At 71.7% G+C, this 15,775-nt stretch carries 15 protein-coding genes; 5 read left to right on the top strand and 10 right to left on the bottom strand.

The annotated features are described in order from the left end of the window. Positions 1-12: 12 nt before the first annotated feature. Complete coding sequence (locus AB0G74_RS13830; RefSeq protein ID WP_358824353.1) at positions 13-372, bottom strand: NADH-quinone oxidoreductase subunit A; 360 nt, start codon at positions 370-372, stop codon at positions 13-15. A gap of 1,005 nt (positions 373-1,377) precedes the next feature. Between AB0G74_RS13830 and AB0G74_RS13825 the strand changes: the two genes are divergently transcribed. Then, the gene (locus AB0G74_RS13825; RefSeq protein WP_361144841.1) at positions 1,378-2,046 is read left to right on the top strand and encodes a C40 family peptidase; all 669 of its coding nucleotides are present in this window, start codon (positions 1,378-1,380) and stop codon (positions 2,044-2,046) included. 170 nt (positions 2,047-2,216) lie between these two features. Here AB0G74_RS13825 and AB0G74_RS13820 read toward each other — a convergent pair whose 3' ends face one another. Beyond that, a complete protein-coding gene (locus AB0G74_RS13820; protein ID WP_361144838.1) occupies positions 2,217-3,140 on the bottom strand; it encodes an SDR family oxidoreductase in 924 nt (307 codons plus the stop codon). A gap of 114 nt (positions 3,141-3,254) precedes the next feature. Further along, positions 3,255-4,229 carry an NAD(P)-binding domain-containing protein gene (locus tag AB0G74_RS13815; RefSeq protein ID WP_361144835.1) on the bottom strand — a complete coding sequence of 325 codons (975 nt, stop codon included), beginning with the start codon at positions 4,227-4,229 and terminating at the stop codon, positions 3,255-3,257. Positions 4,230-4,424: 195 nt separating this feature from the next. Here AB0G74_RS13815 and AB0G74_RS13810 point away from each other — a divergent pair, with 195 nt between their 5' ends. Then, entirely contained in the window at positions 4,425-4,769 is a 345-nt protein-coding gene (locus tag AB0G74_RS13810; RefSeq protein WP_361145029.1) for a helix-turn-helix domain-containing protein, read from the top strand. Between the two features lie 143 nt (positions 4,770-4,912). Beyond that, positions 4,913-5,416, top strand: coding sequence for a hypothetical protein (locus AB0G74_RS13805; RefSeq protein ID WP_361144832.1), 504 nt, complete (start codon positions 4,913-4,915; stop codon positions 5,414-5,416). Between the two features lie 60 nt (positions 5,417-5,476). Here AB0G74_RS13805 and AB0G74_RS13800 read toward each other — a convergent pair whose 3' ends face one another. Together AB0G74_RS13800 and AB0G74_RS13795 are read right to left on the bottom strand one after the other, a co-directional pair. Beyond that, a complete protein-coding gene (locus AB0G74_RS13800) occupies positions 5,477-6,436 on the bottom strand; it encodes a hypothetical protein (RefSeq protein ID WP_361144829.1) in 960 nt (319 codons plus the stop codon). 78 nt (positions 6,437-6,514) lie between these two features. Continuing rightward, positions 6,515-7,801, bottom strand: a complete 1,287-nt coding sequence (locus AB0G74_RS13795) for a geranylgeranyl reductase family protein (RefSeq protein ID WP_361144826.1) — start codon at positions 7,799-7,801, stop codon at positions 6,515-6,517. Positions 7,802-7,901: 100 nt separating this feature from the next. On the opposite strand from AB0G74_RS13795, the gene AB0G74_RS13790 reads away from it, so the two are divergent. Next, on the top strand, positions 7,902-8,414 hold the full coding sequence (locus AB0G74_RS13790; protein WP_361144823.1) for a GNAT family N-acetyltransferase: 513 nt from the start codon (positions 7,902-7,904) through the stop codon (positions 8,412-8,414). 733 nt (positions 8,415-9,147) lie between these two features. Here AB0G74_RS13790 and AB0G74_RS13785 read toward each other — a convergent pair. The 5 genes from AB0G74_RS13785 to AB0G74_RS13765 form a co-directional block, all read right to left on the bottom strand. After that, a complete protein-coding gene (locus tag AB0G74_RS13785) occupies positions 9,148-9,840 on the bottom strand; it encodes a demethylmenaquinone methyltransferase (RefSeq protein ID WP_361144821.1) in 693 nt (230 codons plus the stop codon). Between the two features lie 78 nt (positions 9,841-9,918). Beyond that, a complete protein-coding gene (locus tag AB0G74_RS13780; RefSeq protein ID WP_361144818.1) occupies positions 9,919-10,575 on the bottom strand; it encodes a hypothetical protein in 657 nt (218 codons plus the stop codon). A gap of 13 nt (positions 10,576-10,588) precedes the next feature. Next, the gene (gene mqnC / locus AB0G74_RS13775; protein ID WP_361144816.1) at positions 10,589-11,788 is read right to left on the bottom strand and encodes a cyclic dehypoxanthinyl futalosine synthase; all 1,200 of its coding nucleotides are present in this window, start codon (positions 11,786-11,788) and stop codon (positions 10,589-10,591) included. A 173-nt stretch (positions 11,789-11,961) separates the two neighbouring features. Then, the gene (locus AB0G74_RS13770; protein WP_361144813.1) at positions 11,962-13,893 is read right to left on the bottom strand and encodes a protein kinase; all 1,932 of its coding nucleotides are present in this window, start codon (positions 13,891-13,893) and stop codon (positions 11,962-11,964) included. A gap of 95 nt (positions 13,894-13,988) precedes the next feature. Next, positions 13,989-14,810, bottom strand: a complete 822-nt coding sequence (locus AB0G74_RS13765) for a menaquinone biosynthesis protein (protein WP_361145026.1) — start codon at positions 14,808-14,810, stop codon at positions 13,989-13,991. 531 nt (positions 14,811-15,341) lie between these two features. Here AB0G74_RS13765 and AB0G74_RS13760 point away from each other — a divergent pair. After that, positions 15,342-15,545 (top strand): cold-shock protein, encoded by a 204-nt coding sequence (locus tag AB0G74_RS13760; protein ID WP_017948713.1) that lies wholly within the window; start codon positions 15,342-15,344, stop codon positions 15,543-15,545. The last annotated feature ends 230 nt before the right edge of the window (positions 15,546-15,775 follow it).

Here is a 15,775-nt window from a genome sequence, read left to right as displayed (position 1 = left end):
GCCCCTCAGCCCCTAGTCCCATTCCAGGCCGCCGCGACGCCAGACATAGGCGTAGGCGACGAAGACGGTGAGCACGAAGAGCAACATCTCGACGAGACCGAAGATCCCGAGGGCGTCGAAGCTGACCGCCCAGGGATAAAGGAAGACGATCTCGATGTCGAAGATGATGAAGAGCATCGCCGTCAGGTAGTACTTGATCGGAAATCGCCCGCCACCCGCCGGGGTGGGAGTGGGCTCGATGCCGCACTCGTACGCCTCGAGCTTCGCCCGGTTGTACCGCTTGGGGCCGATCAACGTGGCCATGACCACGGAGAAGATCGCAAACCCTGCCCCGAGGGCGCCGAGTACAAGGATGGGCACATACGCGTTCACCCTCCTCGCTCCTTCCAGTCGTCGCTGACCGTGGACCGCACCGGGCCGTTTCACTGCTGGCCGCCTCGAAGATCGCGTACATGTGAGGCAGTTCACAAGCCCGGTTGCCCCGCATCTTATGCCCGGCGTCCTGTGATCTGCGACACGGGGTCATGCATCGCCTTTGTGATCTCCACCACCTGACGGGCGATCATGCGCCGCAAAAAGGAACGATCTTCATACGGGGCGCGTCCTGAAGATCACCAGGAGTCACGGCGGACGGCGTTTACGCTGGTCGGAGCGGTGACCCCCTATCAAGGCATCGACCATCCGGGCAAATTGGCGATGGGCCGCTTCGAGTGATAAAAGGCGCCACAAGCCGACATCACCTCACCCGGGCGGAGAGCGCCGGAAGCGGCGCCGGACGGCACCTTCGAGGGCCGGGCGCCGCTCACGCCGGAGCACCCCCGGGGGCGCGCCGCACGGGATCCATTCCGATACACTGAGTGACATCGAGTGCCCCTCGCGGCGGGTGCGGCACGGATGCGTGCGCGGGTTCACGAACTTCTGTCGGTAACTACCGGACGGGGAACGTCCGTGTCCGGAAACGCACCCCACACCCCGCGAAGCTGTGACCTGCGTCACAGGCCCGGAGCGCGCGAACAAGAGGGCTTGGCCATCGGAGGACCCGGGTGGTAGGCGCTCGGCAATTCGGACTATTTATAGAAACCACATGCTCATGGGCGTGATCATGAATGTCCGGATTGCCCGTGACGGCGTCAATAAAGGCCCGTCAGAAGCGGATTGATAGATTCCGGTCGCAACTGTGGCGCAACCCACGTTTCTTGATGGCGACTATGTACGACTGATAACGGTGTACCCATGTCCCACACCGCTCACATACCCAGCCACCGGAAGCCCCGCCGGCGCAGCGCCTCGAACATCGCGCTCCGGGCGGGGGTTGCCGGTGGCGTCCTCAGCACCGTCGCAGTGGCCGGTGCGGCCGGGCCGGCCAGCGCCGACCCCGTGACCGAGACCATTGAGATGCCCGCGTTCGACGCGGCCTCCTCCATCTCCCATGTCGTCGCGCAGTCCGCCGCCAACTCGCAGCAGGTCGCGCTGGACCAGACGCTCCAGGACACCGAGAACGCCTCGGCCGCCAAGGCGTCCTCGTCCGCCAAGAAGGCGAAGGCGGAGGCCCTGCGCAAGGCCGAGGCCGCGCGCGCCGAGGCGAAGAAGCGTGCCGCCGACCGCGAGCGCGCCGCCCGTGACGCCGCCCGTACGACGCTCACCTCCGCCAAGAGCGCGACCAAGGCCCCGAAGTCCTCGACGGCCGCCTCGGGATCCGTGGCGACCGTCATCAACTTCCTCAAGGCCCAGGTCGGCGACGCCTATGTGATGGGTGCCACCGGCCCCAACTCGTGGGACTGCTCCAGCCTGGTGCGGGCCGCTTTCCGCCAGGTCAACATCGAGCTGCCGCGGGTCTCCCAGGACCAGTCGCGAGCCGGTGTCGAGGTGGGCACCAGCAACCTCAAGGTCGGCGACATCCTCTACTGGGGCGCCAAGGGCAACGCGTACCACACCGGCGTCTACATCGGTGACGGCAAGTACCTGGACGCGGCCAACTCCCGTAAGGGCGTCGTCATCCAGGACCTGTCGGGCTACCCGGCGACCGGCGCGGTCCGGGTGCTCTGACCCGGCCGTCCCCACCGGACACTCACAAGGGCCGCGGCTCCCCCGCTCGGGGGCGGAGCCGCGGCCCTTGTACGTCTTCATGGAGTTGGCGTCATTGGCCCGCCTCAACCTGATACGGACCTTTCTGTCCGTACCCGTCGGTCGCTGTCCGCCCGGGTGCGCGGGCGGGTTCAGTGCACGGACAGCCCGCCGTCCACGAACAGCGCCTGCCCGGTGACGTACGCCGAGGCGTCGCTCGCCAGGAAGACCGCCGCGCCCGCGAAATCCGCCGCCAGACCGTTCCGGCCGACCATGGTCCGCCCGGCGAGTTCGGCGACCTTCGCGGGGTTCTCGGCCAGCCGGGCGTTGAGCGGAGTCAGCACCACACCCGGGACGAGAGTGTTGACGGTGACGCCGTACGGGGACCACGCCTCCGCCTGCGACCGGGCCAGCGACTCCAGGCCGCCCTTGGAGACCCCGTAGGCGCCGCTCTGGACGAAGGCCCGGTGCGCCTGCTGCGAGGTGATGTGGACGATCCGGCCGTGGCCCCGGCTCGCCATCCCCGGGCCGAACCGCTGCCCGAGCAGGAACGGCGCCGTCAGATTGACCGCCATCGTGGCGTCCCAGACCTCGTCCGTGAGGTCGTTCATCGGCGGACGCGGATTGATACCGGCCGCGTTGACCAGAATGTCCGGCTCCCCGAAGAAGGCCGCGGCCTCGTCCGCCGCCCGCCGGACCGCCGCCCGGCCGCCGAGATCGGCGCTCACCCACGCCGCCCGGTGGCCTGCGGCGGTCAGCTCGTCGACCGCGGCGGAGAGTTCGGCCTCCCGCCGGGCCACTATCACCACCCGCGCCCCGGCCTCGGCGAGCGCCGTGGCGATCGCCCGGCCGATTCCGGAACTGCCGCCGGTGACCACGGCGGTACGGCCGGCGAGGGAGAACAGCCCGGCGAGATAGCGGTCCACACCCGGCGGGACCGGAGCGGGACCGGAAGCGGCGGGCTCGGCGGAATCGGCGGAATCGGCGGACCGGCCCGCCGAGGCGACGGGGGAAGGGGTGGCGCGAGCGGAAGCGGAACCGGAACTGGAACCGGAACCTGGGGATTCGGGGGTCATTTCGTCACCCTAGGGCGTCCCTCGGGAAACGCGCCGGGTGCGCGGGCCACCGGATCGGACGGAGGTGGAAACGGGGGCAGGCGGCGACCGGGTCCGGGCCGCCGCCCGTACGGGTCATGCCGCCGGAATCGGCCGCCGCAGTACCTCGATCAGGGCCGACACACTCTGCTCGGCCCGGCCCTCGGCGACGGCCCGCCGGATCAGCTCCTGGAGCGGTTCCAGCCAGCCGGTGTCGAGACCGGCCTCCTCGGACTGCCGGGTCTCGTCGCCCATCCCGGCCGCGAAGACCCCGACCGAGGAGAACGGCCGGTCGTAGTCGCCCCGGTCGATCTCGTCGGCGAGGGCCGGGAGGACCGAGGCGATCATCTCCAGCCACTTCACGCTGTACGGCACCATCGACGCGGCCGTCCGGCCCCGGCCGGTCAGCAGCGCCGCGCCGTGGAGGAAGCCCACGAGGGCCGGGAGCAGGGTGGCGCCGACGGCCATCTCGTACAGGGCGGCCAGATCGGTCTCCTCGCCGAGGTGGACGGTGTCGCCGCCGAGGATCCGCAGTACGGGCTCGTACGCGTCGAAGACCGCCCGGTGCCCGGCGTACAGCAGCTGGGTCCCGGGGGCGCCGACCGCCTGCGGGACGTTCTTCACCGCCCCGTCGAGGAAGGCGGCCCCCATGGCGGCGGCCCAGGCGGCCATCTCGCGCGCCCCCTGCGGGGAGCCGCTGTTGAGGGTGACGAGGGTACGGCCCGCCAGCTCGGCGACGGCCGGTTCGAGTACGGCCCGGGTGCCTTCGTACCCGGTCAGACAGGCGACGACCAGCGGGCTCGCGGCCACCGCCGCCGCTGCCGAAGGGGCCTGGACGGCGCCCAGTTCGACCAGCGGGGCGGCCTTCGCGGAGGTGCGGTTCCAGACGGTGGTGGGATGTCCGGCGGCGACGAAGGCGGCGGCGAGGGCGCTGCCCATGGAGCCGAGGCCGAGCACCGTCACCGGGACGGGACCCGGACCGGAGGCCGGGACGGCGGACGGGCCTGAGGCCGAAGCGGGGACGGAGCCGGAGCCGGAAGCGGAAGCGGCGGCCGAGTTGTACGCGGGCATACGGAAGAACTCCTGCCAGGAGGGCGGAAATCAGAAAGAGGGCAGCAATCGGGAGAAGAAAGCAGGGGATGCAGCGGCTCGGCCGGCCTTCCCCTCATCCTGGATGCGCGTGTACATCGAAACAAGTACCGACAATTCTGTCGGGTACGCACACTTCTGTCAGTGACCGTACGGGGAACGGAGCAGTCGGGGAGCATGAAGAAGCACAGCTACACCTGTGGTCTGGACGCGGCGATCGACATCATGGGCGGCAAATGGAAGGGGTTGATCCTGTTCTCCCTCGGCGACGGTCCGCTGCGATTCGGGCAGTTGCGGCGGGAGGTCGAGGGAATCAGTGAGCGGATCCTGACCCTTCAGCTCCGCGAGATGGAGAGTTGCGGGTTGGTGCACCGGGAGGAGTTCCCGGAGATTCCGCCGAGGGTGGAGTACTCCCTCACGGAATTCGGCCGGTCGCTCAACCGGGCGATGGCGCCGCTCGGCGAGTGGGGCGAGGAGAACATGGGCCGGATCGAGGCCGTCCGGCGGGGCGCTCCGGGCTGAGTACACCCCGCCGTATGCCCCTGCTTGTCCAGTGCGCTCCCCGGTTCGGGTGGTTTCGCCCGGTCCGCTCGGTCCATCCCGTGATCCGCTGGGTAGACCAGGGTCCGACCGTCGCCCGTCAGACCCGTCGAGAGGTGACCGCCGTGCGTACCCTGCCCAGCTTCCTGGAGATCAACGACGACCTCGCCGCCGCCTGGTGTCACACCCCGTGGACCGCCACCGACATGAGCTACGACGGCGACGCCTACCACGGGGTGTTCGATGTCGATCTGGCGGCGGACGTCAGCGACCGGGCGCCGTACCGGCCGGTGCTGCACGGCTCGATCCTGGCGCAGATCGTCTCGTACCACACCCTCGCGTCGATGCTGTACGCCTACACCAACGACCACATCCCGTCCCTGGCGACGCTGCCCAAGGTGGGGCTGCCGGAGGCCCGGAAGCGGATCCTGGTCACCTCGATGAAGCTGTCGCTGCGGCGTGAGGTGGCACAGACCCGGATTCCGGTCCGGCTCACCATCGACCGGGTCACCGACAAATGGGACAGCCACCGGATGGCGTTCGCGGCCGTCTCGGTGGATGTCGCGGGCGGGCGGCAGACGGCGGAGCTGGAGGGCTGCTTCAACTTCCGTGACCGGATCGACAGATGAGATCCGGCCACCGGCGGGGACGGCCGGTCCGACGGCCGGGCCCCGGTCCCCCATCCCCGGTCAGGCGTCGGCGAGTGCCGGTGCCAGGGCCGAGCGCAGCCGCTCGTAGCCCGGTGCCAGCCGGGCCAGTCCGGCGGTCAGCGCCTCGTCGTCCCCGCCGGTCACCGGCCGCTGGAGCGCGCCGATCAGCCGCGCCTGTTCCCCGGCGATCGCGGCGGCGTCGGGCAGTCCGAGCCCGGCCAGGCAGTCGGCCGCGTCGGAGACCCGGCGGGCCCCGACCCGTACCGCGAAATGCTCCAGCAGGCCCCGTACCTCCGGCTTCAGCCCGGCCTTCACCAGGGCGGCGAACCCCTCGATCCCGGCCGTGCCGCCGAGGGTGCCCGGGGGGACCGGCAGATCGTCCCGGCCGCCGAGCCAGCGGGCGGCGAGCGGCAGGCCGTTCCTCAGGGCCTGTTCGGCGGTGACCGTCCTCTCCTCGGCGAAGGAGGCACGCATCACGAATGGTTCGTCCGTGTATGCCACGGTCTCGGCCCGCCACGCGTCGAGGAAGGCCGGGGCTTCGAGGGTGGCGTACGGATGCCCCTGCGGATCGTGCAGCAGTACGGTGCCGTCGGCGGCGACGTCCAGCACCACGACGTAGTGGTCTCCGGAGCCGGGCGCCGGGGTGCCCGGCCGGTACAGCAGCAACCCCATGTCGACCGGCCCCACCAGGACCGGCCCGTGTTCCGCCGCCGACCGCAGCCGGTCCAGCGCCTCGTCGCCGGTACCTCCGGACGTCCGGACACAGTTCAGTCCGAGCAGGCCGATCGCCTGGTCGAGGCCGAGTTCCGGGTCCCAGCCGTACGGGTCGAACAGCGGCAGCCACCCGCCGATCAGCTGGAAGCCGAAGGGCGACCCGGTGAGGGTCTCCACGGTCCCGGGCGGCGGGGGCGCGGCTCCCGCCGCCGTGGCGACCATGATCAGCGAATGGGTGTAGCAGTACGGGCCGGAGCCCGCGTAGGAGGGGAACAGCGGCGGCATGGCCGGGCCTCTTCTCGGACGGATCGGGATGCGAACGGCTTCAGTGCATGCCCTCACACGGTGAGAAGGTCAAGGCGGTCATGCCTTGGGCGCCACCTTCGTCAGACCGTTGATGACCCGGTCCATCGCGTCGCCGCCGGTCGGGTCGGTCAGATTCGCCAGCAGCTTCAGCGTGAAGCGCATCAGCATCGGATGCGTCAGTCCGCGGTCCGCCGCCAGCTTCATGATCTTCGGGTTGCCGATCAGCTTCACGAAGCCGCGGCCGAGGGTGTAGTAACCGCCGTACGTGTCCTTGAGGATCTTCGGGTAGCGGTGCAGGGCCAGCTCCCGCTGGGCCGCCGTCGACCGGGCGCTCGCCTGCACGATGACATCGGCGGCGATCTGGCCGGACTCCATGGCGTAGGCGATGCCCTCGCCGTTGAACGGGTTGACCAGGCCGCCCGCGTCACCGACGAGCAGCAGCCCGCGGGTGTAGTGCGGCTGCCGGTTGAAGGCCATCGGGAGGGCGGCGCCGCGGATCGGGCCCGTCATGTTCTCCTCGGTGTAGCCCCACTCCTCCGGCATCGAGCCGCACCACGCCTTCAGCACCTCGCGCCAGTCCAGCTCCTTGAAGGAGTCGGAGGTGTTGAGCACGCCGAGGCCGACATTGGACGTACCGTCGCCCATGCCGAAGATCCAGCCGTAGCCGGGCAGCAGCCGGTCCGGGCCCGGGCCGCGCCGGTCCCACAGCTCCAGCCACGACTCCAGGTAGTCGTCGTCGTGGCGCGGCGAGGTGAAGTACGTCCGGACGGCGACGCCCATCGGACGGTCCTCGCGGCGGTGCAGACCCATCGCCAGCGACAGCCGGGTCGAGTTGCCGTCGGCGGCGACGACCAGCGGGGCGCGGAAGGTGACCGGCCGCTTCTCCTCACCGAGCTTCGCCTCGACGCCGATGATCCGGCGGGTGCGCTCGTCGACGATCGGGCCGCTGACATTGCACCGCTCGTACAGCCGGGCGCCCGCCTTCTGGGCCTGCCGGGCGAGCTGCTCGTCGAAGTCGTCGCGCTTGCGGACGAGTCCGTAGTCCGGGTACGAGGCCAGCTCCGGCCAGTCGAGCTGGAGCCGCACCCCGCCGCCGATGATCCGCAGGCCCTTGTTCCGCAGCCAGCCCGCCTCCTCGGAGATGTCGATCCCCATGGCGACGAGCTGCTTGGTGGCGCGGGGGGTGAGGCCGTCGCCGCAGACCTTCTCGCGCGGGAAGGCCGTCTTCTCCAGCAGGAGGACGTCCAGGCCCGCCTTGGCCAGGTAGTACGCGGTCGTGGCACCGGCCGGGCCTGCCCCGACGACGATCACATCCGCGGACTGTTCGGTGAGGGGCTCGGTCACGGCTGGTCTCTCCCGAGTCTCGGAATTGGGCGTGCCGGCGGCACGGGACACGGGCAGTCTATGTGGACGTACCGATCAGCCGACCGAAGGGCTCCCCCTCATGAGCACCCTCCTTCCCGCCGTACAGCTGCGTGTACCGACCGACGAGGACGCGGTGGTGTGGCACCGGATCTTCGCCGATCCCGAGGTGATGGAGTTCCACGGCGGGCGGTCGGCGGAGCTCTCGGAGTACGAGGAGTTGACGGCCCGTCAGCGTCGGCATGACGCCGAACGGGGCTTCTGCCTGTGGACTCTCCTCGACGAGGACGGCGAGGCGATCGGCTTCACCGGCGCGCAGCCGTGGCCCCGCGAGGACTTCGGCCCCTACGGCGAGATCGAGATCGGCTGGCGGCTGGCCCGGCGCGCGTGGGGCCGGGGCTACGCGACGGCGGCGGCCCGGACGACGCTGGAGCGGGTCAGGGCGGCGGGGGTATCGAACGTGGTCGCGATGGTCGACGTACGCAACGAGAGGTCCATAGCGGTCACCCGGAGACTCGGCATGCGCCGCGCGGAGGACTTCCCCGTCCCGGGCACGGAGCGCCGCGCGCACTGCTTCCGCCTCGACCTGAAGTAGCCCCGGGGGGCGCGGCGCCCCTGGAGGCCCTCACCGGAGCACCCTCGGGGGGGCCGACCACCTGCTATCCGGGTCGCGCCCGGGGGCCTGATCTTGTTCGCGGTCCGCGGACCGTGGGTGGCTGTTCGCGCAGTTCCTCCCCCTATGCCTTCGGCGATGGGGGGACCCCCAGCGCCACCTGGGAGCTCTCCCCTGCACCGCCCTCGGGAGGGGAGCGCCCTCCGGGCGGGATGGAGAGTGCTTCCTCCGGAGGAGTTCCGGCCGCGAACCGTGGGTGGCTTGTCGCGCAGTTCCCCGCGCCCCTGGTTGCCCCCGGTTGACGCCCTCCGAAAGGGCCGCCCCTCATCCCGGGGCCGGGGCCCATTTCAGGTCCGATGCTGGGGAGAGCATTTAGGGGCGCGGGGAACTGCGCGAACAGCCAGCCACGGTCCGCAGACCGCGAACTGCACCAGGCTGCCGGGCGAGCCCCGGGTTTGTGGGCCTCACCCGGAGGGCCAAGGCGCTGGGGGTCCCCCCATCGCCGAAGGCATAGGGGGCGGAACTGCGCGAACAGCCAGCCACGGTCCGCAGACCGCGAACAACACCAGGCTGCCGGGCGCGGCCCGGGGTTGTGAGCCCCACCCGGAGGGCCAAGGCGCTGGGGCCGCCAGCCACAGGCGGGCCGCAGGCCGCTAACAACAGCAGGCCCCCGGGGCGCGGCCCGGATACGCGGCGCGGCACCCCGCAGGGGACGTCAGGGCTTGGTGGCGCGGTGGAGGGCGACGATGCCGCCGGAGAGGTCGCGCCAGGCGACCTTCGTCCAGCCCGCCTTCTGGAGGAGCGCCGCGAGTTCGGGCTGCTCCGGCCAGGTCTGGATGGACTCGGCCAGGTACTCGTACGCCTCCGGGTTGGAGCAGACCTGGCGGGCCAGCGGCGGCAGGGCCCGCATCAGGTACTCCTCGTAGACCGTGCGGAACGGCGCCCACGTGGGGTGGGAGAACTCGCAGATCACCACGCGCCCGCCGGGCTTGGTGACCCGGTACAGCTCGCGCAGCGCGCCTTCCGTGTCCTGGACGTTCCGCAGCCCGAAGGAGATCGTCACCGCGTCGAAGACGCCGTCGCGGAACGGCAGCCGGGTCGCGTCGCCCGCCGTCAGCGGAAGCCATGGGTTCCGCTTCTTGCCTTCGGTGAGCATTCCGAGGGAGAAGTCGCAGGGGACGACGTATGCACCGGTACGGGTGAACGGCAGGGACGACGTTCCGGTACCGGCCGCCAGGTCGAGCACCTTCTCGCCGGGGCGGGCGTCGATCGCCTCGGCGGTCCGCTTGCGCCAGCGGCGGTCCTGGCCGAGGGAGATCACGTCGTTGGTGAGGTCGTAGTTCTTCGCCACCTTGTCGAACATGGAGGCGACTTCGTGCGGCTGCTTGTCCAAGGAGGCTCGGTTCACGTCTCCCATTCTGCCGGGCGGGCGCCCGAACCGGACGCCGGGCCCCGCCGGGCCCGCCCCGGGCCGAACGACAACGACTCAGCGGCGGCGGTGGACCAGCCGCCCCGCGAGTACCGTCGCCACGCACTCCCCCGCCTCGAAGACGGCGAAGTCGGCGCGTACCCCGACGGCCCGTGTCCCGACGGCCCGTGTCCCGGCGGTCCGGGGGTCGTCGAGTACGGCGGCGTACGACTCCTCCGGCGCGCCGTACCCCGGCACGGCACCCGGCTCCGGTACCGCGCCTCCGCCCGGTACCGCCACCGTCGGCAGGACGGTGAGCCCGGTCCGGGCGATCGCGTCCGCGACCGAGGGGCGGACCGGTGTTCCGGCCAGCACGGTCACCCCGTGGGCCAGCAGCCGCTGGGCCCCGCGCCGGGCGCTGCCGCCCCAGCGCGCGTCGTCCGGCCCGAGCGCCGTGAGGGCGGCGCCGGTGAGCGGCGCGCTCCCCAGGGCGTCGGCCTCGCGCGGGTCGGGGTGGTAGGCGTGTTCCAGCAGCCAGACCCCGTACGGGTGGACCAGTCCGGGGGTGATCGTGCCGGGCCAGCGGCGGACCCGGGCGTCCGGGTGGGCGGCGAGCACGGTCTCGTACGGCCCGACGGCGGCGATCTCGCGGCCCCGGACGGCGACGGCCCCGCCGGGCACGGCGGGTGATCCGCCGCCGGGCAGCAGCGATCCGGCGGTGTGGACGGTCAGCACCGGTGGCCCGCGATCAGGTGGTGGGGAGGAGCTTCAGCTCGGGGTGCGCGGTGCCGCCCTCGATCGCGGTGGACGAGATGTGGGAGGCGACCCGCTCGTCGACCGGGTCGTTCGCGGGGTCGTCGTGGACGACGAGGTGTTCGTAGGTGGTGGCGCGCTGCGCCGGGACCCGGCCCGCCTTGCGGATCAGGTCGATGATCTCCTGCCGGTTGGAGCGGTGCTTGGCGCCCGCCGAGGAGACCACGTTCTCCTCCAGCATGATCGAGCCGAGGTCGTCCGCGCCGTAGTGGAGGGAGAGCTGGCCGATCTCCTTGCCGGTGGTCAGCCAGGAGCCCTGGATATGGGCGATGTTGTCCATGAAGAGCCGGGCGATCGCGATCATCCGCAGATATTCGAAGATCGTCGCCTGGGTGCGGCCCTTGAGGTGGTTGTTCTCGGGCTGGTAGGTGTACGGGATAAAGGCCCGGAACCCACCGGTCCGGTCCTGTACGTCCCGGATCATCCGCAGGTGTTCGATCCGCTCCGCGTTGGTCTCACCGGTGCCCATCAGCATGGTGGAGGTGGATTCGACGCCCAGCCGGTGGGCGGTCTCCATGATCTCCAGCCATCGTTCGCCGGACTCCTTCAGCGGCGCGATCGCCTTCCGCGGCCGGGCGGGCAGCAGTTCGGCCCCGGCACCGGCGAAGGAGTCGAGTCCGGCGGTGTGGATCCGGCTGATCGCCTCCTCCACGGAGACCCCGGAGATCCGGGCCATGTGCTCGACCTCGGAGGCGCCGAGGGAGTGGATCACCAGCTGGGGGAAGGCGGCCTTGATGGCCGAGAAGTGCTTCTCGTAGTACTCGACGCCGTAGTCGGGGTGGTGGCCGCCCTGGAACATGATCTGGGTGCCGCCGAGTTCGACGGTCTCGGCGCACCGCCGGAGGATGTCGTCGAGGTCCCGGGTCCAGCCCTTGTCGGTGTCCTTGGGGGCCGCGTAGAAGGCGCAGAACCGGCAGGCGGTGACGCAGACGTTGGTGTAGTTGATGTTCCGCTCGATGATGTACGTCGCGATGTGCTCCGTACCGGCGTAACGGCGGCGGCGTACGGCGTCGGCGGCCCGGCCGAGCGCGTGCAGGGGCGCGGAGCGGTAGAGGTCGAGCGCTTCCTCGGGGGTGATGCGCCCGCCGTCGGCGGCACGGTCCAGGACGGACTGAAGGTCGGCCTTCTCGGTCACCGGGTGTCACCTTTCGGCGGTTCTGCTGGGTTCGTACGGGTCGCGGGCCGGTCGGGCTCGGTGGGCGTACGGACGTTTCGGCGGGCCGGTCCAGCCTACGCCAGGGGGCCGGGACCGCCCCGGACGGGCCCGGCGGCGGCTCCGGCCGGACCCGGAACCCGGGCCTCGGCGGCTCAGGACGGCGAGAACTCCGGCCCGGTGAGTACGGCCTCGTCGGTCCCCGACCCGGTGACGCTCCCGGCCGAATAGTGGAGCTGGTCCTCACCGTCGGAGCCCTCGGTGTAGCGGAAGGTGAGCCGCCGGACCCCGGCCGAGCAGCCGTCGCCCAGTCCGGGTACGGCGTCGGCGACCAGCTGGGTTTCGGTGACGCTGTGCAGGGTCAGCGCGTACGCGCAGACGAGTTCGCCGTCGGAGACGCTCTCCGTGGCGATACCGATCCGGCCACCGGGTCTGCCGCCGTCGATCTCGGCCACCAGCTCGTCGGCGGGCCGTCCCTGGTCGGCGGTCCGCGGGGTGATCCGCCCCTTCCAGGTGCCGATGTACTGATCGGGTACGCGGGCCAGCTCGCGGGGGGTCGGGGCGGTGGTGGACCCCGGCGCGCTCGCGGAGGGGGCGGGCTGCTGGCCGGAGTCCGCCATGTCCCTGTTGTTACCGGAGCGGTCCGGGAGCATGTCCTCCAGGATCCCGGTCCCGAGGAGCGTGCCGAACAGGGCGAGCGCGAGGGTGAGCGTCACCGAGCAGGTGACCCGGCGGCGGCGGCGCACGGCCGGGCCGGGGGGCGCCTCGGCGGGCGCGGCGGTGACGGTGTCCATGTCCACCGAGGCTTCGACGGAGAGTCCGGGGCCCGGCTCCCGAGGCGGGTCTTCCGTACGGAAGTACGCGGCCCGGGGGTCGGGGGTCGGCGGCCGCGCACCGGATTCGGGGGCCGGGGCCGGTTCGGGGGTCCGGACGACCGGTACGGCCGGGGGCGGTGTCGGCGGCCCGGACTCCCCCGCGACGACGGGCCCGACGGACCGGGCCGCGCTCTCGGGCCCCACCGCCGGACCGGTCTCCGGGCCCGATACCGGCTCCGCTACCGGCTCCGCCGAGAACCCCGTGAACGGTACGAGCCCTGAGGCGGCCTCGTCCGTGCCGGTGCCCGCGCCGGGGCCGTCGTCCGCCGCCCGGCCGTCCGGCCCGCCGCCCGCCGCCCGGCCGTCCGGTCCGTCACCCGCCTCCAGGTCCAGCAGCCCGACCGCCGTCCGGGAGACCTGTTCCACCAGCGCCCCGGGCAGCCAGCCGGGGCCGATCAGCGCCGACGGCCCGTCGGGCGCGAGCAGGGCCAGGATCTCCCCGGGCTCCGGGCGGGCGGCCGGTTCCTTCTCCAGGCAGCGGAAGACGAGTTCGCGCAGTTCGTCGTCCATCGGCCCGATCTCGGGCTCCTCGTGGACGACCTTGTAGAGCAGGGTCGCGGTGGTGCCGCCCCGGAACGGGGTGTGACCCGAGGCCGCGAAGGCGAGCACGGCGCCGAGGGAGAAGACGTCGGCCGCGCCCGTGACGTCCTTGCCGAGGATCGCCTCGGGCGGCATGAACCCGGGCGAGCCGACGGTGACCCCGGTGGTGGTGAGCGCCGAGGTGCCGTCCACGGCCCGGGCGATCCCGAAGTCGATCAGCCGGGGCCCGTCGAGGGTCAGCAGCACATTGGAGGGCTTCACATCGCGGTGGACGAGCCCCAGGCCGTGCACGGCGGCCAGGGCCTCGGCGAGCCCGGCGCCGAGTCCGCGTACCGCCCGGCCGGACAGCGGGCCGTGCTCGTCCACCGCCGCCGACAGCGGCGGGCCCGCGAAGAAGCCGGTGGCGACCCAGGGGACGGCCGCCTCCGGGTCGGCGTCGAGTACGGGCGCGGTCCACCGGCCGCCGACCCGCCGGGCGGCCTCGATCTCGCGCCGGAACCTGGCCCGGAACGACGGGTCGTGCGCCACATGCGGATGGACGGCCTTGACCGCGACGTTGCGGCCGCCCGGACTGCGCCCCAGATAGACCCGGCCCATGCCGCCCGCGCCCAGCCGTCCGACGAGGCGGTACGGGCCGATGACACGCGGCTCGTCGGGACCCAGCGGCTCCATCCGTACTCAACTCCCCCTCGCCCGTGGACGCCTCGCGCCCCCGTACGGCCCCCCGGCTGTACGGCCCCCACAGCCTAGGGCGTTCCCGCGAGCGGTCAGGGGGTGAGCAGGTCGACGGTCACATCGGCGGGGAAACCGGTGGTGGGGCCGACCCGGCGGGCGAACTCGCGGACGCCCGCGAGCTGGTCGGGGCCGAACCGGAAGTCGAGGGTGCGGAAGTACCGTTCGAGGAGGTCCGCGTCGAAGACCTCCCAGCGCGCGGCCTGTTCGGAGACCTTGGCGACCTCCTCCAGGGAGAGATCGCGGGAGTCGAGGAACGCCCGGTGGACCTCGTGGACGACCTCGGGCTCCCGGGCCAGATAGTCCCGGCGGGCCGCCCAGACCGCGAAGACGAACGGCAGCCCGGTCCACTCCTTCCACATCAGCCCCAGGTCGTGGACCTGGAGGCCGAGCCGGGGGGCGTCGTGGAGGGCGGCGCGCAGGGCCGCGTCGCCGATCAGTACGGCCGCGTCGGCCTCCTGCATCATCAGCCCGAGGTCGGGCGGGCAGGTGTAGTAGTCGGGGGTGACTCCGTACCGGTCCGCGAGCAGCAGCTGGGCGAGCCGGACGGAGGTGCGGGAGGTGGAGCCGAGGGCGACCCGGGCGCCGTCGAGCTGTTCGAGGGGGACCTGGGAGACGATCACACAGGACATCACCGGGCCGTCGCAGCCGACCGCGATGTCGGGGAAGGCGACGAGCCGGTCGGAGTTGCGCAGGAACTCCACCAGGGTGATCGGCGCGATGTCGAGTTCGCCGCGTACGAGCCGCTCGCTCAGCTTCTCCGGGGTGTCCTTGGTCAGCTCGAAGTCGATCAGCGTGCCGGTTCTGGCCAGCCCCCAGTAGAGGGGCAGACAGTTGAGGAACTGGATATGGCCCACCCGGGGCCGGGCCCGGGGCGGGCCGCCCGCCGGTCCAGGACCCGTACCGCCGCCGGTATCGCCGCCCGTGCCGACGGCCGTACCGCCGTCCGGACCGGTGGCGCCGCCCGTGCCCGCGTACGTGCTCTCGGTGTCCGGGCCGCCGGCCCGGCCGGCGCGGCGCTCGTGGCGGCCCTGGTGCTCCTCGGAGATGTCCACGTCGTGAGGCTAACGGCCGGGGTGCCCGGTCCGTGGCACGGGCCCGGACGGCGGGTCCGCCACGCCTTCCCCGGGCCCTCTCCCACGAGCCGGAACGCGGTCCGGGACCGGCCCCGGACCCGTCAGCCCGAGGGCACCCGTTTCAAGCGTCCGGGTGACGTGATCTTCGCCTCTACCGCCGACAAGTCCCTGCGTGCTAGGCTCGACGCAAGTTGCAGTTTGGTTTCCCTTGCAGTACAGAGCCTGCGGAGCATGTGACCCGCAGGCTTTTGTAGTTTTCAGACTTGTTTGCAGGTTCTGGAGCAGGGCAACCCTTTGGCCCAAGGAGGGCTTATGGCTACCGGAACCGTCAAGTGGTTCAACGCTGAAAAGGGCTTCGGCTTCATCGCCCAGGACGGCGGCGGCCCGGATGTCTTCGTCCACTACTCCGCGATCAACGCGACCGGCTTCCGCTCCCTCGAGGAGAACCAGGTCGTGAACTTCGACGTCACCCAGGGCCCGAAGGGCCCCCAGGCGGAGAACGTCACCCCGGCCTGATGCCAGGGCGTCGGCGATCGCGTCCGACTTAGCAGTACCCAAGAAGCCCCGTCCGCGAGGAACGGGGCTTCTGCCTTTCTCCCGATCAGCTCCCCGCCGCGTTCCCATCGGCTTCCCATCGCCTTCCCGGCGCCTTCCGGTCGGCTTACCGCGAAAGCGGCCGAAACGGTTCGGAACGGCCCGGCCGGAACGATCCGGAAGCGCCGGACGACCCCCCGGGCCCGCCCGAT

The sequence above is a fragment of the Streptomyces sp. NPDC020875 genome, from assembly GCF_040641415.1.
GTDB lineage: Bacteria > Actinomycetota > Actinomycetes > Streptomycetales > Streptomycetaceae > Streptomyces.
This window is presented reverse-complemented; position numbering and strand designations above follow the sequence as displayed.

Coding starts and splice junctions, on each gene's coding strand:
- AB0G74_RS13820 (WP_361144838.1), bottom strand. CDS start 3,140: ATGACCCCCGAATCCCCAGGTTCCGGTTCCAGTTCCGGTTCCGCTTCC.
- AB0G74_RS13815 (WP_361144835.1), bottom strand. CDS start 4,229: ATGCCCGCGTACAACTCGGCCGCCGCTTCCGCTTCCGGCTCCGGCTCC.
- AB0G74_RS13810 (WP_361145029.1), top strand. CDS start 4,425: ATGAAGAAGCACAGCTACACCTGTGGTCTGGACGCGGCGATCGACATC.
- AB0G74_RS13760 (WP_017948713.1), top strand. CDS start 15,342: ATGGCTACCGGAACCGTCAAGTGGTTCAACGCTGAAAAGGGCTTCGGC.
- AB0G74_RS13770 (WP_361144813.1), bottom strand. CDS start 13,893: ATGGAGCCGCTGGGTCCCGACGAGCCGCGTGTCATCGGCCCGTACCGC.
- AB0G74_RS13790 (WP_361144823.1), top strand. CDS start 7,902: ATGAGCACCCTCCTTCCCGCCGTACAGCTGCGTGTACCGACCGACGAG.
- AB0G74_RS13800 (WP_361144829.1), bottom strand. CDS start 6,436: ATGCCGCCGCTGTTCCCCTCCTACGCGGGCTCCGGCCCGTACTGCTAC.